Annotated in this window: 18 protein-coding genes and 1 riboswitch; of the genes, 2 read left to right on the top strand and 16 right to left on the bottom strand. The window is 69.0% G+C overall.

All coding sequences use genetic code 11. From position 1 onward, the window contains the following. Positions 1 to 93: 93 nt before the first annotated feature. The 15 genes from ATCM_RS16355 to ATCM_RS16285 form a co-directional block, all read right to left on the bottom strand. Positions 94 to 1,404 (bottom strand): type II secretion system protein, encoded by a 1,311-nt coding sequence (locus ATCM_RS16355; RefSeq protein ID WP_132865535.1) that lies wholly within the window; start codon positions 1,402 to 1,404, stop codon positions 94 to 96. Beyond that, on the bottom strand, positions 1,401 to 2,492 hold the full coding sequence (locus ATCM_RS16350) for a prepilin-type N-terminal cleavage/methylation domain-containing protein (RefSeq protein WP_132865534.1): 1,092 nt from the start codon (positions 2,490 to 2,492) through the stop codon (positions 1,401 to 1,403). The genes ATCM_RS16355 and ATCM_RS16350 overlap by 4 nt, the downstream gene beginning before the upstream one ends. Next, positions 2,489 to 5,101 carry a hypothetical protein gene (locus ATCM_RS16345; RefSeq protein ID WP_132865533.1) on the bottom strand — a complete coding sequence of 871 codons (2,613 nt, stop codon included), beginning with the start codon at positions 5,099 to 5,101 and terminating at the stop codon, positions 2,489 to 2,491. Before ATCM_RS16345 ends, ATCM_RS16350 begins: the two co-directional genes overlap by 4 nt. A 15-nt stretch (positions 5,102 to 5,116) precedes the next feature. After that, entirely contained in the window at positions 5,117 to 5,797 is a 681-nt protein-coding gene (locus ATCM_RS16340; RefSeq protein ID WP_132865532.1) for a prepilin-type N-terminal cleavage/methylation domain-containing protein, read from the bottom strand. Positions 5,798 to 5,811: 14 nt separating this feature from the next. After that, positions 5,812 to 7,068 carry a type II secretion system F family protein gene (locus tag ATCM_RS16335; RefSeq protein WP_132865531.1) on the bottom strand — a complete coding sequence of 419 codons (1,257 nt, stop codon included), beginning with the start codon at positions 7,066 to 7,068 and terminating at the stop codon, positions 5,812 to 5,814. Then, positions 7,065 to 8,780 (bottom strand): GspE/PulE family protein, encoded by a 1,716-nt coding sequence (locus ATCM_RS16330; protein WP_132865530.1) that lies wholly within the window; start codon positions 8,778 to 8,780, stop codon positions 7,065 to 7,067. The genes ATCM_RS16335 and ATCM_RS16330 overlap by 4 nt, the downstream gene beginning before the upstream one ends. Next, positions 8,767 to 10,176, bottom strand: coding sequence for an ExeA family protein (locus ATCM_RS16325; protein WP_207911827.1), 1,410 nt, complete (start codon positions 10,174 to 10,176; stop codon positions 8,767 to 8,769). The genes ATCM_RS16330 and ATCM_RS16325 overlap by 14 nt, the downstream gene beginning before the upstream one ends. Next, positions 10,173 to 11,051, bottom strand: a complete 879-nt coding sequence (locus ATCM_RS19165) for a tetratricopeptide repeat protein (protein ID WP_165931083.1) — start codon at positions 11,049 to 11,051, stop codon at positions 10,173 to 10,175. Before ATCM_RS19165 ends, ATCM_RS16325 begins: the two co-directional genes overlap by 4 nt. Further along, the gene (gene mshL / locus ATCM_RS16320) at positions 11,048 to 12,736 is read right to left on the bottom strand and encodes a pilus (MSHA type) biogenesis protein MshL (RefSeq protein WP_207911826.1); all 1,689 of its coding nucleotides are present in this window, start codon (positions 12,734 to 12,736) and stop codon (positions 11,048 to 11,050) included. The genes ATCM_RS19165 and mshL overlap by 4 nt, the downstream gene beginning before the upstream one ends. 73 nt (positions 12,737 to 12,809) lie before the next feature. Beyond that, positions 12,810 to 13,592: a type II secretion system protein gene (locus ATCM_RS16315; protein ID WP_132865528.1), complete on the bottom strand. Its 783-nt coding sequence runs from the start codon at positions 13,590 to 13,592 to the stop codon at positions 12,810 to 12,812. Position 13,593: 1 nt separating this feature from the next. After that, positions 13,594 to 14,181, bottom strand: coding sequence for a hypothetical protein (locus ATCM_RS19160; RefSeq protein WP_165931205.1), 588 nt, complete (start codon positions 14,179 to 14,181; stop codon positions 13,594 to 13,596). Beyond that, on the bottom strand, positions 14,178 to 14,702 hold the full coding sequence (locus ATCM_RS16300; protein ID WP_132865525.1) for a hypothetical protein: 525 nt from the start codon (positions 14,700 to 14,702) through the stop codon (positions 14,178 to 14,180). Before ATCM_RS16300 ends, ATCM_RS19160 begins: the two co-directional genes overlap by 4 nt. Beyond that, on the bottom strand, positions 14,699 to 16,078 hold the full coding sequence (locus ATCM_RS16295; RefSeq protein ID WP_132865524.1) for a hypothetical protein: 1,380 nt from the start codon (positions 16,076 to 16,078) through the stop codon (positions 14,699 to 14,701). The genes ATCM_RS16300 and ATCM_RS16295 overlap by 4 nt, the downstream gene beginning before the upstream one ends. Further along, positions 16,075 to 16,629: a hypothetical protein gene (locus ATCM_RS16290; protein WP_132865523.1), complete on the bottom strand. Its 555-nt coding sequence runs from the start codon at positions 16,627 to 16,629 to the stop codon at positions 16,075 to 16,077. Before ATCM_RS16290 ends, ATCM_RS16295 begins: the two co-directional genes overlap by 4 nt. Positions 16,630 to 16,633: 4 nt before the next feature. Then, positions 16,634 to 17,428 carry a prepilin-type N-terminal cleavage/methylation domain-containing protein gene (locus tag ATCM_RS16285; protein ID WP_132865522.1) on the bottom strand — a complete coding sequence of 265 codons (795 nt, stop codon included), beginning with the start codon at positions 17,426 to 17,428 and terminating at the stop codon, positions 16,634 to 16,636. 152 nt (positions 17,429 to 17,580) lie between these two features. On the opposite strand from ATCM_RS16285, the gene ggt reads away from it, so the two are divergent. Further along, positions 17,581 to 19,287: a gamma-glutamyltransferase gene (gene ggt / locus ATCM_RS16280; protein ID WP_132865521.1), complete on the top strand. Its 1,707-nt coding sequence runs from the start codon at positions 17,581 to 17,583 to the stop codon at positions 19,285 to 19,287. Between the two features lie 207 nt (positions 19,288 to 19,494). On the opposite strand, the gene ATCM_RS16275 is transcribed toward ggt, so the two are convergent. Further along, entirely contained in the window at positions 19,495 to 21,072 is a 1,578-nt protein-coding gene (locus tag ATCM_RS16275; protein ID WP_132865520.1) for a BCCT family transporter, read from the bottom strand. Positions 21,073 to 21,291: 219 nt separating this feature from the next. After that, positions 21,292 to 21,393: riboswitch (TPP riboswitch) on the top strand. 116 nt (positions 21,394 to 21,509) lie between these two features. Between ATCM_RS16275 and thiC the strand changes: the two genes are divergently transcribed. Next, positions 21,510 to 23,384, top strand: coding sequence for a phosphomethylpyrimidine synthase ThiC (gene thiC, locus ATCM_RS16270; protein WP_132865519.1), 1,875 nt, complete (start codon positions 21,510 to 21,512; stop codon positions 23,382 to 23,384). Positions 23,385 to 23,488: the final 104 nt, after the last annotated feature.

Below are 23,488 nucleotides of genomic sequence, written 5' to 3'. Positions count from 1 at the left end.
GCCCCGATCTCCCCTCGTGGTGGCAGTGAAGGGCGTGCGCAGGCACGCCCTTCGCCTGTCGCAGCGGTGGCAGGCCGGTGGCAGCCGGCAGGCTCAGCGCAGTGCGTCGGCCGCGTCATGCTGGGCCTTGCCGGGGGAGAGCCCGAGCAGGTCGGCGCGGCGGGCTTCCAGGTCCACCCGGCGGGCGATGACCGGGGCCTTCTGGTCCAGCGCGTAGACGGTCTGGTCCGCATCCGAGCCGGTGGGTTGGCCGGTGCCGAAGGCACTCTGGGTGGTCCGCGCGATGTTGACGTTGGATACGGCGATGCCCTTCATCGCGGCGGCGGCGACCACGCCACCGATCGCGCTGCCCAGGCCGGCGGCGGCGAAGCCGGTGCGCCAGGTCCACACGAACTTGGTCTGGCTGACCTCCGAGGCGGTGTCGAACATGCCGGCGACCGCCGAGGCGATCTGCCCGGTGGCCAGCACGATGTCGGCGTCGGCGCTCTTGTTCCCGGCCTCGGCGAGCTCGGTCATGATGGAGAGCTGCTCCTTGTAGTCGACCATCGCCGGCACGTTGAGCGCGGCGGCGACGGCGGCATTGGCATGCGCGTGCAGGGCCGCGCCGGTGGCCTCGCCGCAGCGCAGGCGGCTCCACAACTGTTCGAAGCCGACCGCCCGGCGCAGCTGGCCGACGTTGCTGCCGGCGCGCGGGGAGTCGATCGCCGGGTCCGATGGGGCCGCCGCGTCCAGCGAGGTGGTGGCCAGCGCGTAGGCGATGTTGCCGAGCACCGCGCTGCCGGCCCCTTCGGTGCGCCGGCTGTGCAGGAAGCTGTCCTTGCCGGTGGCGTTCATGCCGCTGCGCAGCGCGTAGCAGAAGTCCAGCCCGTTGACCTGCAGGTTCGGCACCGACGCGCAGCCCGCTTCCGGGTGCGTGGCGCAGGTGTCCTGCAGCTTGACCAGCGCGGCCACGCTGTTGCTGGTGGCGTTGTTGAGCATCTGCAGGGACGGCGCGCGGTCCACCGCACGGGTGAGGTCGGCGTCGATGCTGGCGATGTCCGGGTCCACGCCAGACAGGGCGTTGTCGCGGAATACGCCATAGGCGATCCGTGCGGCACGCTGGTCCGGCAAACCCAACTCGCGGTAGGGCAGGAAGCCCTGGGCGACGCTGCAGTCGCCGACGCCGCTGTCACCGGTGGCCGGGCACGGCAGGTGATGATTGGCGGCGGCGTAGGCCAACAGCGCATCGTCGGCGCGTTGCAGCAGGCTGCGCTGGGTGACCTGCCGGGCCTCCTGGTTGCTCTGCATCAGCCAACGCGCCAGGAACACCCCGATGATGCCCAGCACCACCAAGGCGATGGTCAGTTCGATCAGCGAAAAGCCCGCCGGCCTGCGGCGCGGCACACGGATCTGCCGGTGTGTCATTTGTCGATCCCCGCGATGTCCAAGGCCTTGGCCTGTTGCAGCGCCTGGTCGCGCGCGTGCGCGGCCAGGTCGTTGCGGGTGCTGGCACGGGCGGCGATGTCCTTGGCCGTGGCCAGGGACTCGCGCGCGCCCTTGAGGTCGTCATCGGCCATCTTCACCAGGAAGACGGCATAGCCGACGGACGCGAGTGCATTAGCGTGTTCCATCACCGCCAGCGCGATCTTGAAGCCGGTTTCGAAATTGCCGGTGGTGGTCAGGAACACCGCGATGGCTTCGTCGAAGATCGCGAATGCCAGTGACGCGGCCGCGGCGGCGACGCCGGTCTCGGCGGCCTTGAGCAGCGCTTCGTTGGTGCGCACGTCGAACTTGCGGAAGCGGTAGTTGAACTGTGCCACCTCGGCGATGCTGTAGGCCGCGGCGGCGGACTGGGCCGCGCCCTGTGCGCGGCCGAGGCGGTCGGCGCAGGCCAGCCGGCTGGACAGCTCGCCGACGCCGGCGGCCAGCGTGAGGCCGGGAAGGCTGCCGGCCACGGGCGCGGCACCCGGCAGCGCCAGCGCGCGCGCGGCGGCCTGGGCGTTGCCGACCTGGCCGCGTTCGTTCGGCATGCCCAGCGCGTAGGCCGCCGGCATGGACAACCCGGCCAACGGGGTGCCATTGGCCTGGACCTGCTGCAGGTGCAGGCACAGGTCCAACCCGTTGGTCGGCGAGCTGACCTCCGCGCCGGCCAGGTGCGGTGCATACACGTTGCCCGGCGCCGCCAGCAGCGCGGCATGGGCGCTGTAGAGGATGCGCGCGTCACCCGGCAGGCCGAGCTCGCGCACCGGCAACCAGCCCGAGGTACTGCCCGGATCGGGGCGCCCGTCGCCATCGCTGTCGGCCGCCGGCAGGTGCAGCTTCGCGCGGGCATGGCCGAGCAGCGCTTGTTCGGCCTGCGCGAGCAGGCGTTCGTCGTGGTCGGCCCTGAGTACCTGCCCACCGATCGGGATCAGGGTGAACACCACCGCGCTGACCAGGCCGGCGATGAGCAGGGCCACGGCGATCTCGACCAGGCTGAAGCCGCGTTGCCGCCGCACGCACGGGCCGCTCATGGGCTTGCCTTGCGGGCGCCGACCGCGCCGCGCGTGTCGGCCTTGCCGAGGATGGCACCGGCACCCACGGCGATGCTGTAGTCCTCGACGGAGCCAGGCGGGGCCATGTCCTTCAGCGCGTTGTACTGGGCTTCCAGTTCCTTGAAGCGGGTTTCGTTCTCGATGCGGTTGCGCGTGGCTTCGGCGGCGGCATCCCTTGCACGCACCCAGTCCGAGTAGGCACGCGCATAGGAATAGGTGCTCTTCTCGGTGCCGCATCTGCCGGGGTCAAGCACGCAGCGGAAATCACCGTCGTAGTTGATGTCCTCGATCAGGCGCTGGCCATTGCTGCCATCGGTCGGCATGTCGGCATAGCGGCGGAGGGTGCCGGAAATCCAGGTGAACGTGGATTGCTCGCCATCGATCTCCATCATGGCCTTGCTCCAATCGCCCGGGTACTGGAGGTAGGGCGAGCTTTGGCTGTCGTAGTTGGACTTGGCGCTGGTGCGCCGCTGCCTGGCGTCGTCCAGCGCCGCCTTGGTCAGGTCGCGGTCGCGCTCGAGCATGGGCGTGCACTGGGCGCCTTCGTTCATCTCCTGGCCGGCGGGCGGGTGCATCTCATCGACGATGGCGGTGCTGCCGTCGTCGTTGATGACCGTGTAGGTGCAGCTGCGCATGTAGGTCACCTTGTCGCGCGAGTTGCGGCAGACCTGCTGGCTTTCGGCGTTGGTGGCCTGCCGGCAGATGTCCTCGGCGTCCTTGTGCGCGCTGTCGACCAGCTTCACCCATTGCTTCACGGCGTCCACCTTCTGCTGGTAGGCGCTTTCCAGCTCTTCCACCGTGCGCTGGATGTCGGCCCACCGCTGGGCCAGGTCGCGCTTGCTGCGGGCGTCCTGGTAGGCGATCGGCTTGAAGCGGGTCACCCAGGTGTAGCCGCCCACGTGGCTCTCGGTGGGCAGCACGACGCAGCTGCCGTTGACATGGTCGTAGCTGCCACCGGTGGCGGCCACGCATACGGTTTCCTTGTACTTGCCGGCGGAGTTGCCCAGGTGCATGCGATAGGAGATCCAGGTGTCGCTGAAGTGCGACATGCGCTTGTCCTGGTATACCGCGGCGGCATCGACCAGCTTGGCCTCGACCGCCTTGGCGCTGTCGATCTGCGCGGCCATGCCGGGCTGGTCCTCGGTCACCCAGTCGCATTCAAACTCCGGCGCGCCGTTGGCCTGCCACACCGGCTCGCCGTTGCTGTCCTTCTTCTGCACGGGGAGCTTGGTCTTCGGGTCCAGGCGTTGCTTGCAGTACTCGCGGGTGCCGCCGTACAGCGTCTGGCGCATGGTCTCCAGCACGTCGGCGACGGACGAGGTGGCGGGTTTGATCGATGCCGCGGCACGGTCACGCGCCTTGACGTTGGCATCCAGCGCCAGCCCGATCGGGGCCAGCGCCGCCGAGTTCAGCGCCACCGCGGCGGCGGAGTAGCTGATGGCGATGGCACTGATGATGACGGCGGCGGTGTCGAACGGCACGCCGACGCAGACCGTGCCGAGCGAGGCGATGCAGGTGATCACCGAGGTGGTCAGCGAGATGGCGTTCCAGACCGCCGAGTCGAAGATGTCGACCGCGCCGAGCACGCTCAGGGTCAACCCGGTGATGGCCATGGCCTGGGCGAACGCCGCATCACGCACCTGGGCCTCGCCGTTGCCCAGGTTGGTGTCCTGGAAGTCGGCCACCCTGGCGTGGTTGGCGACCGCGCCGGCCAGCACTTCCATCGACAGCAGCGAGACGTTGGTGGGGGCGTCGGCGGCGGCCATCGCCGCGTACTGGCGGCAGCCGACCAGCGGTGCCAGCGAGGCGAAGGTACGCAGGCGGGTGCGATCGTCGTAGTCGATGTCGCCGGGCCGGGCCGGGCTGGGCAATGCGGCCGAGGCAGTGCTGTCGAAGCGGCCCTGGGTTCCGGCGACGGGGCCGGCGGCGACCAGCCCATAGGCGATGTTGAGGGCATTGCCCTGGGCGTCGGTGCTGGTGGCGTAGGTGTCCGCGGTGGCCCCTGGCAGCGCGTTCTGGTCCAGCGCGGCGCAGAAGTCCAGGCCGTTGCCGTGTCCTTCGGCCGGGTCCACGTAGTCCTCGAAGGGCTCGCCGCTCGGGTCGAGCGGGATGAACGCATCGCCGGTCGCCGACAGCGCGGGCTGGCGGGCACTGGTGCCGCCGGCGGCGATGCCGGTGACGCCCCGCGAGACCGAGTAGCGGATCGGCGCGGCGCCGGCCCCCATCTCGCGCGCGCCGGGCAACAACGCGATGGGCAGGAAGCCGACCGCATTGCTGGTGCCGGCCTCGGCACTGCAGTCCTCGATGACCGCGGCCGGATCCTCGGTCCAACGCGTGGCCGGGCAGGGCAGGCGGGCGTGCGCGGCGGCATAGGCGGCCAGCGCATCATCGGCCCAGCGCAGGTATTCCTGCTGCTGGACGGCCTGTTCGGCCGGGCGCCGGGCATTGAGCAGCAGCGCGCCGGCGGCGACGGCCACGCCGACCAGCATCAGCAGCAGCATCACCTGCAGCAGGCTGAAGCCCCGCTGCGGGTGGCTGCCGGGGATGCAGCCGAGGATGGGGAGATGATCGCGGGAAGGGGTATGCATGCGGGCGATATCCGGTTACTGGCTCATCTTGATGTAGGCGATGACGGTGGCACTGGCGGCATCGGCACTGGTGTTGGCGTTGCTGGTCTCATCGCGCGACCAGGCGGCATCCTCGGTCGGCGCGGCGACCTTGCCGGTGCCCGGGCGCTTCTCGCGTACCCGGCCAACGCGCGCGTCGACCTTGCCGTCGATGCGCTGGTCCAGCTGCTGCGCCAGTTCGGGGGTGAGCCCATGCAGCACCAGTACATTGCGCGTACGGGCGGCGTAGCCACTGGCGCTGATAGGCTCGTGCCAGTCGGTGATGGCCTGCAGGCAGACCTGCAGGCGCTGCGGCAGGCCGTTGCGGTCCTGGTAGACGTAGGTTTCCTGGCGGCCTTCCATTGCTCCCTGGGGCAGGGTGACGCCTGCCTTGAGCATCTCGTCGACCAGCGCAGTGCCGCACAGCGCGGTGGCGGCGGTGCCACCGCCGATCATGCCGGTGAGCGCGTTGTCGCCGGGCACCCGGCCGCTCTGGCTGGCGTAGCGGTCGTAGGCCAGGATCCAGCCCTGCACGAACTCGCTGCTGATGCGCTCGGCCACGGCACCGCGGTAGACGTCGCGGCCGACGGTGACCGCGCCGAGGATCAACGCGATGATCACCAGCACCACCGACATCTCCATGAGGGTGAAGCCGCGGCTGTGGTTGATGGGTTTCATGGCGGTGCGGTTCCTTACAGCTGCGGCGAGGTGATCGCCTGCTGTACCAGGTCATAGACCGGCAGCAGCAGGGCGACGATCAGGAAGACGAACATGCCGCCGCCGAACAGCACGACGACCGGCTTGATGATTTCCGACAGGTTGGTGATCAGGCGCTGCAGGCGCAGGCTGTATTCCTCGGACAGGCGCGAGAACTGGCTGTCCAGCGTGCCGGTGTCCTCGCCGACGCTGATCATGCGCACCATCATCGAAGGGAAGCCACCGACCTGGCGCATCGCCGAGGACACCCGGTCGCCGCGCTCCAGGACCTGCCGGATCGCGATGATGCGGTCGCGGTAGTACTCGTCGCGCATGGCGCGCTCCATCACCTGCAGGCTGCTGACCATGTCCACGCCGGCGCGGATCAGCAGCGCCATGTACTCGGTGAAGAAGGCCAGGCCGGAGGAGAACATGATGGTCTTGGCGATCGGCAGCCGGTGCAGCGTGTAGTGGATGGCGCGGCGGAAGCGGCGGCTGTAGCGCCAGGTGACCCACAGCACGAACGCCAGCGCGGCCAGCCCGGCCAGGATCATCACGATGTGCCCGATCAGCCACTCCGAGCTGCGTATCACCCAGATGGTGAGCGGCGGCAGCTTGGCGTTCATCTGCTTGAAGAGGTCGGACAGGTTGGGAATGACGTAGTAGATCCAGAAGCCGCCGGCGGCGAAGATGGCCGAGAACACGAATGCCGGGTAGATCAGCGCCTGGCGGGTATCGGCGGTCATCCGCGAGATGCGCTCGACGTGGTCGGCGGCCTCCATCAGCATCCTGTCCATGGAGCCGGTCTCGTCGCCGATCATGACCAGGTTGCGGACGGTTTCCGGGAAGGCGTCGTGATAGCGGCCGAATGCATCGCTCAGCGAGGCGCCGGCATCCAGTTCGTCCAGCAGCCGGCGTGCCAGCCGGACCGGATTGGACACGCGGCCGGTGCTGATCTCGTTGGCCACCGCACGCAGCGCCTCCATCACCGGGATGCCGCTGCTGGTCATCACCGCCAGGTCGCGCAGCATGCCGGCCAGTTCCACCGGCTTGATGCTGGGCTTGATCAGGTGGGTGAGCGAGCGCTGGGTCTCGGCCAGCCAGCCGGGGAAGCGATACAGCTTGAGCACCACCGCATCGAAGTTCTTCTCCAGCCACAGGCGCGCGGAGGCGTCGTGCTCGACGGCCAGCTGGGTCACGCCGGCGCGCACGCGGCCGTTGGAGAGCAGCAGCCGGTAGTAGTAGACGTTCATGGCGCCGGGCCCACGCCGACCACGCGCAGGACTTCCTCGCTGGTGGTCTGGCCGGCGATGACGCGCGCGCGCGCGACCTGCTCGATGCCCTTGAAGCCGGCGCCCATCGCCAGCCCGCGCAGGGTCTCGCGGCTGACGTCATCGGCGATGCCGTTGGCCAGCGGTTCGTCGACCACCATGATGTCGTAGACCGGCAGGCGCCCGTAGTAGCCGCTGCCGCGGCAGCGGTCGCAGCCGCCGCCACGCCGGCCGCTGCTGCCCACGGGCAGCTCCAGCCATTCGCATTCCTTGTCGGTGAACGGCACGTCCGTGGCACAGAACGGGCAGACCTGGCGGACCAGGCGCTGGTTCACCACGGCCAGCAGGTTGTCGGCGATGACCTGCGCTTCCAGGCCGAGCGGGCGCAGGCGGGGCACCACGCCGAACACGGTGGTGACGTGCAGGGTGGACAGCACCAGGTGGCCGGTGGCCGCCGCCTCCACGGCTGCCTGCGCGGTTTCGGCATCGCGCATTTCGCCGAGCAGGATCACGTCCGGGTCATGGCGCAGGAAGTGGCGCAGGGCCGAGCCGAACTCGTAGCCGGCGCGGCGGTTGACCTCGGTCTGGCCGGCACCGGGCACGCGGTACTCGATGGGGTCCTCGACGGTCAGCACATTGCGCTCGATCAGCGACTGCATGCGCAGCGCGGCGTGCAGGGAGGAGCTTTTGCCCGAGCCGGTGGGGCCGGTGATCAGGATCAGCCCGGCCGGCTTGGCGAACAGGCGTTCGAGCAGGGCCACGTCCTCGGCGAAGAAACCCAGTTCCTCCAGCCCGGCCAGGTCGCTGTGCTCGGGCAGCAGGCGCATCACCATGCGCTCGCCGGATTCGGTGATCAGGGTGGACACGCGCACCGTCAGCGCCGAGTCCAGCACGGTGGCGCGGAAGCTGCCATCCTGCGGGCGGCGCTGCTCGGAGATGTCCATTTCCGAAGCGAGCTTGATGTAGCCCAGCAGGCGGCTGAGCGAGTTGGGCATGGCCCACATCGGGCGCAGCACGCCATCGACGCGGAACAGCACGTGCAGGCTGTGCTCGGACGGGGAAATATGGATGTCGGTGGTGCGCTCGCGCACGGCCAGGTGCAGCAGGTAGTCCAGCAGCTTCTCCGGGCTGTAGGCATGGTCGTTGTCGGTGGCCAGGCGGCGGATCTCCTTCTCCAGCAGCGCCTCGATCGGGTTCTGCGCGAAGTAGTAGGTTTGCCGGATCAGCCGCGCGACCTTGCCGTACTCACCCTGCAGGAAGCGGCAGCGCAGGCCGCAGCGTTGCAGCACGAGCTGCGCCACCGCGGTGGGGTCGGCATCGCCAAGCAGCACCTCCAGTTGCTCGCCGTCGCGGCGCAGCGGCAGGAACTGCCGCATCTGGCACAGCTCGCGGTTGAACATGGCCAGGATCTGTGGCTCGGCCACCGGCAGGGTTTCAACCTGGGTGAACTCGATGCCGAGCATGCCGGCATGGGTGCGCACGATGTCCGATTCATTGGCCAGGCCGTGGCGGATCAGCAGGCGGCCGAAGCTGGTCTGCTCGACCAGGTTCTTCTGCCGGGCGTACAGCAGCTGGATGGGGTCCAGCAGCCCCTGCTCGTTGAGCAGCACGCCGAGCTTGGCCTGTTCGAGGCTGACCAGTCCCTGCGTGGAGGTGGCGGAGGCGGAGGGGATGCGGGAATCAACCGTGGCCATTGCGGGAAGGATCCATGTCGTTCGGGGAGTCGGCGTGCGCGGCGGGAAGGGCCAGCAGGTGCAGGGTCAGTGCATCCGGGGTCCCGGTTGCCGGCAGGGCGTTGTGCTGCTGCATGCGGCGCAGCGCCCGCTGCGTCAGCGGACCGAAGCGGCCATCGAGCTGGCCGTCGTAGTGCCCCTGCTGCTGCAGGCGGTACTGCAGCTGTTGCAGGCGGGTATTGGGTTGCTGTTGCAGCAGGTCGGCGTCGGGCACACGCGGCACGAAGGTGACCAGTGCGCCCTGCGCGGTGGCTTGCACGCACAGGTCGTCGTGCTGGCGCAGGTAGGGGGCAGCGCCGGAAGGCACCTGGACCTGGCGCCGTGCGCCGTCACCCAGGCGTGCAAGGCAGTGCTGCGGTGGGGGCGCGGTTGCGGCGCTGGCCGCTGCGGGCGATGCCGATGCCACCGTCGATGCCGGCTCGGCATGGGTGTCGCCCGGACGCAGTGACAGGATCAGCCCCCCCACGGCCAGCAGCCCGCCCAGCGACGCCGCCAGTGCCCACGGGTAGCGACGCGCGCGCGCACGGCGCTGCACGCCGGCTTCGGCGGCGGCGGTGCGGATCAGCGCGGCATCGATCCGGCGTGGACCGGCGGCCTGGCCATACAGGCCATACAGGCAGCGGTCCATGATCTGGTGGATATGGCGTGGGTTGCCGTTGCTGGCGCGGTGCAGGGCGGTGATCGCCGCTTCATCGAGCGCGATGGCGCCGTCGGCGCCGGCGCTGTCCAGCCGGAACCGCACGTAGTCGCCGGTGCGATCGCGTGCCAGGGCGCAGAGCTGGGCGTGTTTGCTGATGCGGCTGCTGAGCTGGCGGATCGCCGGTTGCGCCAGCACCTGCAGCAATTCCGGTTGGCCGGCCAGCACGATCTGCAACAGCTTCTCCTGCCCCGACTCCAGGCAGGTGAGCAGGCGCAGCAGTTCCAGGCTTTCGATGTCCAGGTTCTGGGCATCGTCGATCAGCAGCACGCAGGTGGTCTGGCGCTGCCAGCGCTCGAGCAGGAAGCGGTTGAGGCGGTCGATGTTGTCGGCGGCATTGCCCTCGGCGGGCAGGCCGAAGTCACGCAGCACCGCCGCCAGCAGGTCATTGCCCTGCAGGTAGGTGTTGAATACCAGCGACACCACCATGTCCTCGCGTTCCAGCGTGGACATCAGGCGGCGCAGGAAAGTGGTCTTGCCGGTGCCGACCTCGCCGGTGAGCAGCACGAAGCCCGAGCGCGTGCGCAGGCAATGCGTGGCCTCGACCAGCTCGCGCTCCAGCGCGTCGGTCTGGAAGTACGCGGCGCTGTCGGGCGTGGGCGGGAACGGCGAGCGCTCCAGGCCCAGCTGCTGCAGGTGCTGGCGGGTGGCCGGGTTCATTGCGGCGTTCCGCGGATCTGGGCCAGCGCCTGGGCGATGACGCTGGAGTCGCCGTTCTCCGCGGCCAGGCGCAGCAGCCGGCCCTGCGCGACGTCGGTCTGGCCGCGTCCGGCTTCCAGCAGCGCGAGGTTGACCCCGGCCTGGGTGTCCTCCGGGACCCGCGACAGGATCTGCCGGTAGCGGTCCTCGGCGGTGACCAGGTCGCCGCGGTTGTGTGCAACCCAGGCTTCGTTGCGCAGTAGGGTCAGGCTGTCGGCAGGAAGCAGCTGGCGCAACGCCTGCAGTTGCTGCTCGATGGCAGCGGCGTCGCCCTGCGCGACAGCGCGCTGCAGCGAGGCCAGTGCATCGGGAATCCGGGTGCTGGTGTCCGTCGCAGGGGCGGCGTCGCGGGCCGGCTGGCGGGTGCTGACGGTGATGTTCATCTGCTGCGACTGCACGTGCACCACCTCCTGCCCGGACGGCGTGGTGGCCAGGCGTGGGGCGGGCGTTGCCGGCGCGGGCACGTCGCTGCCGGCGACGGGCGCTGCCGACGTGCGGGTGGTGGCCCGCGGTGCCAGTGGCGGCAAAGGGGGGATGGGCGCGGCCGCGGCAACCGGTGCCGGCGCTGCGACCGCAACCGGTACCGTCACCGATGCTGTTGCCGGCGCTGTGGCAGGCGCGGCCAGCGGTGCCCGCGTCGCGGTGGCGGCCACCGGCGGCGCGGCATTGCCGGAGAGCGCATGCACCAGCGCATAGCCGAGCAGCACGCTGCCGGCCGCGCTCAGCCAGAGGTAGCCGGTGCGCCGGCCGCCGCCGTGGGCCCGTGCTACCGGCGTGGTCGTGCCCTGGGGCGACGCCGTGCCGTTCTGGCGCAATGCGTCGTAGATCAGGCTCACAGCACTTTCACCCGCAGTACCAGCACCAGTTCGCGGGTGGTGTGGGTCTTGGCACGCGAGCCGAACATGCGGCCGAACACCGGCACATCGGACAGGCCAGGGATGCCCTTGTCATCGAGCGAGGCGTTCTGGTCGATCAGGCCGCCGAGCATCACGGTGTCGCCGTCGCGCAGGTTCAAGGTGGTGGTGATGCCCTTGACGTTGACCTGCGGCAGCGTGACCGCGTTGCCGTTGGGGAACTCGCGCAGGGTCAGGCTGCTGGCATCGACCTCGGTCTGCATCGGGTGCACCAGCAGCTCGACGCTGCCGTTCTCGTGGATCATCGGCGCCACGCCGATCACCACGCCGGAGAACAGCGAGTCGGTCTGGATATCGGTGGACTGGTTGTAGGAGCCGCCGCTGCCACCGGTGTTGGAGAAGTTGCTGGTGGACTTGGTGACGTAGCGGATGTTGGTGCCCACGCTCAGGTAGGCCGGGCTGCCGTTGCGCACGCGCACGCTGGGGTTGGACAGCACCTTGACGTTGCCGAAGCCGCGCAGCACGTTGACCGCCGCCGAGAACGTGTCGGTGGTGTAGCTCAGGCCCATCGCCCGGCCGAGGCTGGAGCCCAGGGTCTGGTTGGGGAAGGTGATGGTGCGCGGCTGCTGGCCCAGCCGGGTCAGGCCGTCGTAGGACAGCGGCGTGTTGGCATCGGGCAGGATGGTGGCGGCGGTGTCGCCGTAGATGCCGGCAACGCGGTCGCGCAGCAGGTTCCAGTCCACGCCGTAGTTGCTGCTGTCATTGAGCGAGACGTCCAGGATCTGCGCCTCGACCAGCACCTGCCGGCGCAGCTTCTGCTTGTTGTGTTCGATCAGCTGCTCGACGGCGCGCATCTGCGAGGGGCTGGCGCGCACGAACAGGGTGCCGCTGCCGGCATCCAGGTTGTAGCTGGCAACCGCCGGCGGCTTGGGCTGGTCCGGTGCGGTGGGGGCGGGCGCCTGCTTGCTCTTGTCCGTGTCCAGGATCACGTCCAGCGCGGCTGCCAGTTGCTTGTAGGGGTCGTTGTCCTTGCCGACGCTGCCGCTCATCGACAGCGAGCCCCGCAGGGACTGGCCCGCGCCGCCCTCGCCCTGCATGCCGGCACCGAACACGTCACCACCGCTGTTGAGCTCCAGCGAGGTCACCGAGTTGAGCATGTCCACGTTGAAGATGCGTTCCTTGGTCTGGCTGACCACCAGTGCACCGCCGCGCAGTTCGCCATGCAGGTCGAACGCATCGAGGATGTGGTTGAACACCTCGCGCGCGGAGACATTGCTCAGCTGCAGGCTGGAGCGCTGCTTCTGCTCCAGTACCCTGGGGTCCACGATCAGGTTCATCTTCAGCTCGCCGGCCAGCGCCCACAGCAGCTGCCCGACGTCGGCATCGAACATGCTGATGCTGACCACGCTGTGCTCCAGCGGGTCGTAGACCGGTGCCAGTGGCGTGGTGGTGGGCGTGCGGGTGCCCTTGTGCTCGAGGCTGGCCAGGCGCTTGTCCTGGGCCTCGAGGAACTTGGCCGACTCTTCGGCCAGCGCGGTGCTGGTGCGTTCCAGTGCCTTGTGCTCCACCGGTGGCAGGTCCTGCACGCTGCGCGGCGGCATGTTCGTGCATGCCGCCAGCATCAGCGAGCCGATGCCGCCGGCCAGCAGCCGGGGAAGATGGCGCAACTGCGGCTGGTGGGGGTTTCTGCGGTGGCAGCTAGTCATTTCCAAGGCCTCGGAGGTATGCGGGATCGGTTGCTTATCGTTCAAGGGAGGTCAGCCAGCCGAGCAGCGTGGTGCTCGACTCGGCCAGGACCTGGTCGTCGTAGCGGAAGCTCGATGGCCGTTCCGGCGGCGCCATGCACAGGGCGGTCCCGCGGGCGATGGCGTTGTTCATCGTGTCGAAGCCGGGCGCGTTGCCCGAGGACTGGTCCATGTCCATTCCCGGGGCGATCAGCGCGTAGGCAGGGTTGACGGTTTCGCCACCCCCATCGCAGGGAAGGTCCGGGCTCGACGGGGTTTCGGTCGGGTAGGCGGCGTTGGCGGCGGGCAGTTTGTAGAACGGCAACGCGGTGACGGGCGTGGCCTGCGCGGCCCGCGCAAGCGCGGCCAGCAGCCCGCCCGATCCGTCCTGGTCACTGAACTCGGCGCTGGCCGCGGACGGCCTGGACAGATCCGCCGTGCTGCTGCGGTGGACCGCGTAGCGGATGCGCGCGTTGCGGTCGGGCAGGGCCAGGCCCAGGCTTTCGTATGGCAGCCAGCCAACCGTGAGTCCCGCGGCGCAGCCACTGGCCCCACCGTTCTCGCGCCCGGCGTCGCCCTGCGGGCTGCTGTCCGGACAGGGCAGGTGCTTGTTGCGGAGGGTGAAGGCGCGCAGCGCCAGGCGGGCCTGACCCAGTTGCGCGCGGCTGGCGGTATGGCTGCGGGACTGCTGGAACATCTCATACGTGCCCGTCGCCGCGCTGGTCAGCAGGGCAAGCACGCCCACCACGACCGTCAGCTCGAGCAGGTTGAATCCGCGTTGTCGGCGGAGGCTGCGCATGTCAGGGCGCGGCCTTCGCCGCGGCAGGCGTGTTGACGTCGTAGCGCAGCCCTTCGCGCAGCGCGATCAGTTCGGTGCTGATCTGGTTCATGCGCTGCTGGCGCGCCGGCGAATCGGGCTGCTGGCTGAGCGCGACCATTTCGCGGCCCAGCTGCTGCGCCTTCAACGCGATCTGGATGTTGGTGCGCGCCGCTTCGACGTTCATTCCCGGCGGCAGGCTGCCGGTGGCCTGCGCGGTGTTCAGCTGGCGCAGCATGGCGCGGGCCTGCGCCTCGTTCTGCGCCATCTGCCGCTCCATCTGCGCGATGGCGGTGCGCATCTGTGCGTCCGGGGACGTCGGCGGGGGCGGCACGCGCATCGCTGCGGTGGCGGGCGCCGCCGCCGTCGGCACGGCCGGGCCGGTTTCCCACGGCGCGGGCGTGGCATCGGCCGGGGGCGGCGTGGGCGCTGCCGGTGCCGCATCGACGACGGCGGCCGGCGCGGGCGCCGGCGGAGCCGCGGGCTCACCCTTGCGCAGTGCCAGCACGAGCGCGGCGCCGATCAGGATGGCCGCACCAGCGCCGACAACGATCTTGAGGGAGGCGTTCACAGGCTGCCCTCGCTGGCGTCCGGCGCCTGGCCGATGTGGCGCACGCGCAGCGTGCTCACGTTGCCGGCGGCATCACGCACGCGCGCCCAGTTGTTGCCGATGGCGAGCACGCGGGTGCCGTCCTCCAGGCGCGAGCCCTGGCGGACCGGCGTGCCATTGATGACGGCAGTGGAGCGTCCGCCCGCGGTGACCACCAGTGACAGGGACGCCGGCGCGACCGGCAGCACCGCGGCGGCAGCGGCGGCGCCTGCGCCGCCGGGCAGGCTGCCGGGCGCGGCCTGTTCGGGAACGGCGATCAGCCCGGCGCTTTCGAAGCGCGGTTGCGGTCGCAGCGTGCTGGCCATGTCCAGCACCTGCCGGTTGCGCTGGATCGAGGCGCGCAGCCGTGCGGTTTCCGGGCTTTCCTCGGCGTTGTTGCCCATGAACAACACCGCCGGTTTGGCCACGACCATCGATGCCAACCAGCCGGAGACCCCCAGCCAGCAGCACAGGGCCGTCATTGCGATGTATTTCTTCTTCACGTGGTGGGCTCCGTGGCGGTGTCGGTGCCGGCCGGGGTGGGGCGCTTGAGCAGGTAGGAGAAGACGCCGCCACCGGCGCGCGTGGCACCGCCGGACTGCGGATCCAGCGGCTCGGGATCGAAGCCCTCGCGGCGCAACCGCTCGACGAAGGTGGCGATCTGCATGCCCGGCGTGCCGCGGTCGGCGTCGACCATGCCGTCCACGCGCAGGGTGCGCGGCGCGGCGGTGGCCTGCCCCGGTGCGGGTTGTTCCACGCGCACGCGCAGGACGCGTACCTCGTCCTGCGCGGCCAGGCGTATCGACTCCAGCCCGGTGACCGGATCCAACCCGTCGGTGAGGGTCTTGGCCTTGTTGACGAACTGCATGGCGGCGTCGAACCTCGGCGGCATGGCGGCCTTGCCGGACAGCTGGCGGGCCTGCTCCTCGAGCGAGGTGATTTCCTGGCTGATCGTTTCGCTGCGCTCGTTGGCGTCGTGCGCGGCGAGCATCCAGCGGGTGCCAAGCGTGCCGAGCGCGATGGCGATCAGCAGCGAGGCCGCCGACGCCAGCGGCAGCGCCCATTCGGCCAGGTAGGCCGCACGGCTGGCGGTGGGGTTGACCGCATCGCGCGGCGACGCCTGTGCGGCCATCCACGCGATGCCACTGGACCACGCCTGGCCCTCCGCATCGTGGTAGACCTGCATCGGCACCTGCTTGACCTGGCAGCCGGTGTTGACCGCGAAGATCTCGGCCAGCTGCTGATTGGCCGGGGCCTGGCCCGGTTCGGTCGCCGGCACGAACAACGAACACCAGCGGAACTGCAGCGGTTCGCTTTCCTCGTCGTTGCGCGCCAGGTCGTCGGCCACCTGCTGGGCCAGCGCGCCGGCGGTCATCGACAGGTCCGAGGCGTCCTCGCTGTAGGCCATCGAGGCGCGGTGGATGATGTCGTGCTTGCGCAGCGCCAGCACGCTCATCTGCCGTCCGCTGTGCACGACCAGGCCATCGCCGGCCTTGAGCGTGCGCCACATCAGCGAGGTGAGCGGCACCACCAGGCAATGGTCCGGCTGCGCTTCGGCCCAGGCATAGGTCTGCTGCCAGGTATCCAGCGGCACCGCCGTGAACAGGGTCTGGTAGCCCGCGCCCATCGAGCGGTTCTTGTGGATCAGGATCTTGCCTTCGCCGTCGATCAGGCCATCGGCGCGCAGGCGCTTCTCGATCAGCGCGACGGCGTGCGCCGAACTGCCTTCCAGCGACATCACGCCGCTGTTGCCGCCTTCGAATTCGGCGAACAGCCAGGCCGGCCCTTCCAGGCGCGGACGGGTGTCGCTGACGGTCACGCGGTCCTGGTCGAAGGTCAGCCAGCGCCCGGGCAACTGGACGATGTTCTGCATGCTCATGGCTGCGCGCCTCCCGGCGTGCTCTGGGGCGGCAGCGGGCCACCGGCGGTGCGGAACAGCAGGCTGCCGCGCAGGGTCAGCGACAACGGCGCCGGCGGGCGGTCGGACACCGTGGTGGGCAGGTGGAACAGTCCTTCGGTCGGGTCGGTCACCGACAGCTCGAACACGTCCGCACCGAAGATGCGGTCGGGGCTGGGAGCAATGCCGCCCAGCAGGGCGTCGGCATCCATGCGCGAAAGCTGGGTCTGGTTGAGGTTGATCAGGCGCTCGCCCCAGCCGGTGGGCTCCATCCCCAACCCTTCCAGCTGCTCTAGCAGCTGGCGGGCCGAGCCGGCGTTATCGACCTTCAGTTGCGCCTCCTGCTGGGCCATCCGCGCCTGCGACAGCAGCTCGTTGCGGGTGCTGAGCTGGTCGTAGGCACGGGCCAGGCTGCTGCGTGCGGAGATGAACCAGACGGCCGTGGCCACGAGTGCCAGCAACGTCACCGCGAAGATCATCAGGGAGAGACGTCGGGACCGGCGCAGCCGGCCCAGCAGGGAGGCGATGTCCATGGATTTACTGGTTCATCTTGTAATGGGCGACCAGCGTGATGACCTGGTCGGTGTCATCACCGCCACCGGCGACGTTGGAGTTGGCCGCGCCGGCCGAGCCGGCCTTGTTGGTGTTGTTGCCCTTCCACTCCATGCTCTCGGCGTCGGCATTGCTGCCCACGCTGCGCTTGTTCAGGCCCACCTGGCGGAACGCGCCGGATTGCGGGTCGGGCTTGCCGTCGATCATCTGGTCCAGCGAGCGGGCCAGGTCCGGGGTCAGGCCGGAGATGACCATCACGTTGCCGGCGCCGGAGGCGGTCTCGGCCGGGTTCCACTGGAAGCAGACCTGGATTTCCTGCGGGTTGCCGTTGGTGTCCAGGTAGACGTAGCGGTCCTCGAAGCCCTCGCCGCGGCCCGGCGGCAGGCTGATGCCGGCGCCACGCATGAAGTCGCGCAGCTTGTCGCCGTCCTGCGAGGAGGCGGTCACCGGCTGGTCGCTCTTGGTCGAGGCCGAGCCATTGCAGATCGCGCCCTTGCTGGCGGTGTTGTTGGCCATGTCGATGTCGTACTCCTTGCCGGCGACCATCAGGCGCGGCGCGGCCTGGTTGTCACCCACCGGAGCACCGAAGCGCTGGTGGTAGCTGTTGTAGGCCACCACCCATTGGTCGACGAACTTCTGCTTGATGCGCGTGTATTCGGCGTTGCGCTGCACGTCGCGGCCGATCATGACCGCGCCGATGATCACGCCGATGATGACCAGGACCACGGCCATCTCGACCAGAGTGAAGCCGCCCTGATGGCGCTTGGATCGCATTTGCATTGGAAGAGCCCCTTTTGGAAGAACCGGATGCCGCCGTGGCCATGCAGGGCGACGGGTTTGTTTCGGAGGAGCTAGATACGGTGCGGGCGTAAGACGTGCGTAAGACAGCGCGGTGGGCTACTTTCGCCGGACCATCCCACCGGAGCCCGCCGATGCTGCGTCCCATCCTGTTCCTGGCGGTCTTATCCGTCTCGTTGTGCGCGGCGTCCGCCGCCGACCGTGTCACCGGTCACGCATTCGCCACGCGCTCGGAAGTCATCGCGCCGCATGCCATGGCAGCCACCTCGCAACCGCTGGCCACCCAGATCGCGCTGGACGTGACGAAGGGCGGCGGTTCGGCGGTGGACGCGGCCATCGCCGCCAATGCCGCGCTGGGCTTGATGGAGCCCACCGGCAACGGCGTGGGTGGCGACCTGTTCGCCATCGTCTGGGATCCAAAGACGCAGCGCCTGTACGGCTACAACGGTTCCGGGCGCTCGCCGCGTTCGCTGACGCTGGCCGAGTTCCAGCGCCGCGGGTTGAAGGAAGTCCCCGCCACCGGGCCGCTGCCGGTATCGGTGCCCGGTGCGGTCGATGGCTGGTTCGCGCTCCACGAGCGCTTTGGCCGCAAGCCGATGGCCGACAACCTGGCCCCGGCCATCCGCTACGCGCGCGACGGCCATCCGGTGTCCGAGGTGATCGCCTACTACTGGGACCGCTCGGTACCACGGCTGTCGCAGTACCCCGGTTTCACCGAGCAGTTCACGGTCAATGGCCACGCCCCGCGCAAGGGCGAGATGTGGCGCAACCCCAATCTCGCCCACACCCTGCAGCAGATCGCCGACGGTGGCCGCGATGCGTTCTACAAGGGCGACATCGCCCGCACCATCGGCGACTACTTCAAGGCCAATGGCGGCTTCCTCAGCTACGAGGACATGGCTGCACACCATGGCGAATGGGTCGAGCCGGTGAGCAGCAACTACCGGGGTTACGACGTGTGGGAGCTGCCGCCCAACAGCCAAGGCATCGCCGCGCTGCAGATCCTCAACATCCTGGAAGGCTACGACTTCTCGAAGATCCCGTTCGGATCACCCGAGCATATCCACCTGTTCGTCGAGGCCAAGAAACTGGCTTTCGCCGACCGTGCGCACTTCTACGCCGATCCGGCGTTCGCGCCGGCACCGGTGGCACGCCTGGTGTCCAAGGACTATGCGGCGCAGCGGCGTGCGCTGATCTCGATGGACAAGGCGCTGAAGGAAGCCCAGCCGGGCACGCCGAAGCAACTGGAGCAGGGCGACACCATCTACATGACCGTGGCCGATGCCGACGGCATGATGGTGTCGTTGATCCAGTCCAACTACCGCGGCATGGGCAGCGGCATGGCCCCGCCGGGGCTGGGTTTCATCCTGCAGGATCGCGGCGAGATGTTCGTGCTGCAGAAGGACCATCCCAACGGCTACGCGCCGGGCAAGCGGCCGTTCCAGACCATCATCCCGGCGTTCATCACCAAGGACGGCAAGCCGTTTGCCAGCTTCGGCGTGATGGGCGGGGCGATGCAGCCGCAGGGGCACGCCCAGATCGTGATGAACCTGGTGGACTTCGGCATGAACCTGCAGGAAGCCGGTGATGCGCCGCGCATCCAGCACGAAGGCTCCACCGAACCGACCGGGCAGGGCACGGCGATGAGCGACGGTGGGGAAGTGAACCTGGAGACCGGCTTCAGTTGGGAAACCGTGCGCAGCCTGATGCGCAGGGGACACCGGGTGACGTTCGCCGATGGTCCGTATGGCGGCTACCAGGCGATCATGCGGGACCCCGAAACCGGCGTGTACTACGGCGCTTCCGAGAGCCGCAAGGACGGGCAGGCGGCCGGGTACTGAGCTGGGCTGTTCGGGGAAGCAGAAGCACCCCTCCCCGCCCCTGCCCTTCGCCTGCGGCGAAAGGGAGGGGGAGGAGCTTAAGAGCCAAGAGCTGAAAGCTCCCTGTGTCGCCTGCGCTCCGCTTCTGCTCCTGCTTCGCCCCCTCCCTTTCGCCACAGGCGAAGGGGAGGGCCAGGGGAGGGGTAAGTAAGGACGCGAGCCCGGGCCTCAATCCCCGCCCACGTTCCGAGCGGCTTCCTCGCGTGCATCCTCCTGCGCGGCCTGCTCGCGTTCGATCCAGGCCTCGATCAGGTGCCGTCCGCGCTGCGCCAGCCGCCGCTGGCGGTTGGCCTCGGCGTCCAGCACGCGGTACAGCGACACCATCACCAGCACCATCAGCAGCGCGAACGGCAGCGCGGCGATGGTGATCATGCCCTGCAGCGCTTCCAGCCCGCCGGCCAGCAGCAGCACCGCGGCGATCAGCGCCACCGCCACGCCCCACACCAGCTTGCGCGACAGCGGCGGGTCGCCGGCCTCGTCGGTGGACATGCTGGCCAGCACCAGCACCGCAGAGTCGGCCGAGGTGACGAAGAAGATCATCAGCAGCACCAGTGCCAGGCACGACAGCAGCAGCGAGCCGGGCAGGCTGTCGAACAGGGTGAACAGCACCGTCTCGTAGCCGTTGCCCAGCGCCTGCACCAGGTCGGCGTGGCCGAACAGCTGCGACCACAGCGCGGTGCCACCGAACACCGAGAACCACAGGAAGCCGAGCACGGTCGGTGCCAGTACCACCCCGACCACGAACTCGCGCACGCTGCGACCACGTGACACCCGCGCGATGAAGGCGCCGACGAACGGCGCCCAGGCAATCCACCAGGCCCAGTAGAAGATGGTCCAGTCGGCCACCCAGGTGCTGCCGGAGAATGGCGACATGCGCAGGCTCATCGTCACCAGCTGGTTGAGGTAGGAGCCCAGCGTGGTGGTGAAGGTGTCGAAGATGAAGCCGGTCGGGCCCAGCACCAGCACCGCGGCCAACAGCAGCGCGGCCAGGGCCAGGTTGAAGTTGGACAGCCACTTGATGCCGCGCTCCACGCCGCTGGTGGTGGAGATCATGTACAGCACGAAGGCGACCGCGATCACCGTCATCTGCAGCGGGACATCGGCGGTGATGCCGAACACGCGCTGCAGGCCGGCCGAGATCTGGATGGTGCCGAAGCCCAGCGTGGTGGCGACGCCGATCGCGGTGGCCACCACCGCGGCGATGTTCACCAGCTTGCCGAACGCGCCGCGGTGATGGCGGCCGATCACCGGTTGCAGCATGTCGCTGATCAGCCCCCGGCCATTGCGGTTGTACTGGAACCAGGCCATCGCCAGCCCGATCAGCGCGTAGATCGCCCACGGGTGCAGGCCCCAGTGGAAGAACGCGTAGCGCATCGAGGCACGCGCCGCGTCCATGCCTTGTGGCGGCAGCCCTTCCGGCGGGGTGACGAAGTGCGAGATCGGCTCGGCCGCGCCCCAGAACACCAGGCCGATGCCCATGCCGGCGGCGAACAGCATCGACAGCCAGCTGGCGCGCGAGAAGTCCGGCTCGGCGTCCTCGCCGCCGATGCGCAGGTTGCCGAAGCGGCCGAACGCCAGGTACAGCAGGAAGGTCAGGGTGAGGAACACGATCAACAGGTACATCCAGCCCGCGCCGCGCACGACGTGCGTCAGCGTGGCCTGGACCACGTCGTTGAAGGGGCCGGGCGCAATGCCGGCCAGGAGCACCAGTACGGCGACCAGTGCGATGGAAACACGAAACACCATGAAGGAGCGTCTCCGATCAAGAGCGATTGAGGGGAGCGAGCCGGGGCTTGCAGCGAGGGCCGGCGCCAAGGCCGGGCAGGGAAAGGTGGACGAGCACCGTGGCGCGGCCAGCAGGGCATCGCACCGGGGCGGGATCTTACTGAACGGCACGTCACGATTCCGTTAGCAGGCGATGACGCGGCGCACCGGGCCAGGTGGCACCGCTTTGTGGTCTAATGCCGCCCGAAGCGGGGGTACCGCGGCCATCGGGCCACGGTTGAGACATACCCTTCGAACCTGATCCGGCTCATACCGGCGTAGGGAAGCTTCGTGTGCCACGGCATGCGTTCCGTTCACAGGGGACAACCGCCATCGGCGTGCGCCTTCGCTTCGTTCCGTCATGCGAATCCCTCGCATGGCCCGCACCTCCCGGTGCGGCTTGACCAGGACGAATGCCGATGAACGCCCAGCCCAGCCTGCAGCAGCAGGCCCAGCAACTCTCCGAATCCGTGACCCAGCCGATCCCCGGCTCGCGCAAGATCTTCGTGCCCGGTTCGCGGGCCGACCTGCAGGTGCCGATGCGCGAGATCGCACAGACGCGCACGCCCACGTTGTTCGGCGGCGAGGAGAACCCGCCGATCACGGTGTACGACACCTCCGGCCCGTACACCGATCCGCAGGCGCGCATCGACCTGGCCGCCGGGCTGGCGCCACTGCGCGCACGCTGGATCCAGGAGCGTGGCGATACCGGGCAGCTGCCGGGCCTGAGCTCGGCGTTCGGGCGTTCGCGCGAAGGCGATGCCAGGCTCGATGCCGTGCGTTTCCCGGCACGCGTGCTGCCGCGCCGTGCCATTGGCGGTGCCAACGTCACCCAGATGCACTACGCGCGCCGCGGCATCATCACCCCGGAGATGGAGTTCGTCGCCATCCGCGAGAACCAGCGGTTGGAGGCGGTACGTGATGCCGGCCTGCTCGCGCAGCATCCGGGGCAGAGCTTCGGTGCCGCCATCCAGGAGGTCATCACCCCGGAATTCGTGCGCGACGAGATCGCGCGTGGGCGCGCCGTGCTGCCCAACAACATCAACCACCCGGAAAGCGAGCCGATGATCATCGGCCGCAACTTCCTGACCAAGATCAACGCCAACATCGGCAACAGCGCGGTGTCCTCGGGCATCGCCGAGGAGGTGGAAAAGCTGGTCTGGGCGATCCGCTGGGGCGGCGACACGGTGATGGACCTGTCCACCGGCAAGCACATCCACGAAACCCGCGAGTGGATCATCCGCAACTCGCCGGTGCCGATCGGTACCGTGCCGATCTACCAGGCATTGGAAAAGGTGGATGGCCGCGCCGAAGAACTCAACTGGGAGATCTTCCGCGACACCCTGATCGAGCAGGCCGAGCAGGGCGTGGATTACTTCACCATCCATGCCGGCGTGTTGTTGCGGCACGTGCCGCTGGCCGCCAGGCGTGTCACCGGCATCGTCTCGCGCGGTGGCTCGATCATGGCCAAGTGGTGCCTGGCGCATCACAAGGAGAACTTCCTCTACACGCACTTCGAGGACATCTGCGAGATCATGAAGGCCTATGACGTGTCCTTCAGCCTCGGTGATGGCCTGCGCCCGGGCTGCATCGCCGATGCCAACGACGCGGCGCAGTTCGGCGAGCTGGAAGCGTTGGGCGAATTGACCAAAATCGCCTGGAAGCATGACGTGCAGACCATCATCGAAGGTCCGGGCCACGTACCGATGCACCTGATCAAGCAGAACATGGACAAGCAGCTGCACGAGTGCGGCGAAGCGCCGTTCTACACGCTCGGCCCGCTGACCACCGACATCGCGCCGGGCTACGACCACATCACCAGCGCCATCGGCGCGGCGATGATCGGTTGGTACGGCACGGCGATGCTGTGCTACGTGACGCCCAAGGAACACCTGGGCCTGCCCAACCGCCAGGACGTGCGCGACGGCATCATGGCCTACAAGATCGCCGCGCATGCGGCAGACCTGGCCAAGGGCCACCCGGGCGCGCAGGTGCGCGACAACGCGCTGTCCAAGGCGCGCTTCGAGTTCCGTTGGGAGGACCAGTTCCACCTCGGCCTGGATCCGGAGAAAGCCAAGGAGTTCCACGACGAGACCCTGCCCAAGGACGCCCACAAGCTGGCGCACTTCTGCTCGATGTGCGGCCCGCATTTCTGCTCGATGAAGATCACCCAGGACGTGCGTGACTATGCGGCCGGGCAGGGCATGGACGCGGCGCAGGCCCTGCAGGCCGGCATGGCCGAGAAGTCGGCGCAGTTCCGCGAACAGGGCGCGCAGGTGTACCGGCCGGATTGACCGCCGGTTCCGCTCCCGGGGAGCCCGCCGGCTTCCCGGGGCAGGGTTGACGCGGACAGAGCGGCGGTCGTGGTAGCGTGCAGCCGTCCATCGCAGGGGAGGTC

The sequence above is a fragment of the Stenotrophomonas sp. ATCM1_4 genome, from assembly GCF_004348115.1.
Classification (GTDB): Bacteria; Pseudomonadota; Gammaproteobacteria; order Xanthomonadales; family Xanthomonadaceae; genus Stenotrophomonas; species Stenotrophomonas capsici.
This window is presented reverse-complemented; position numbering and strand designations above follow the sequence as displayed.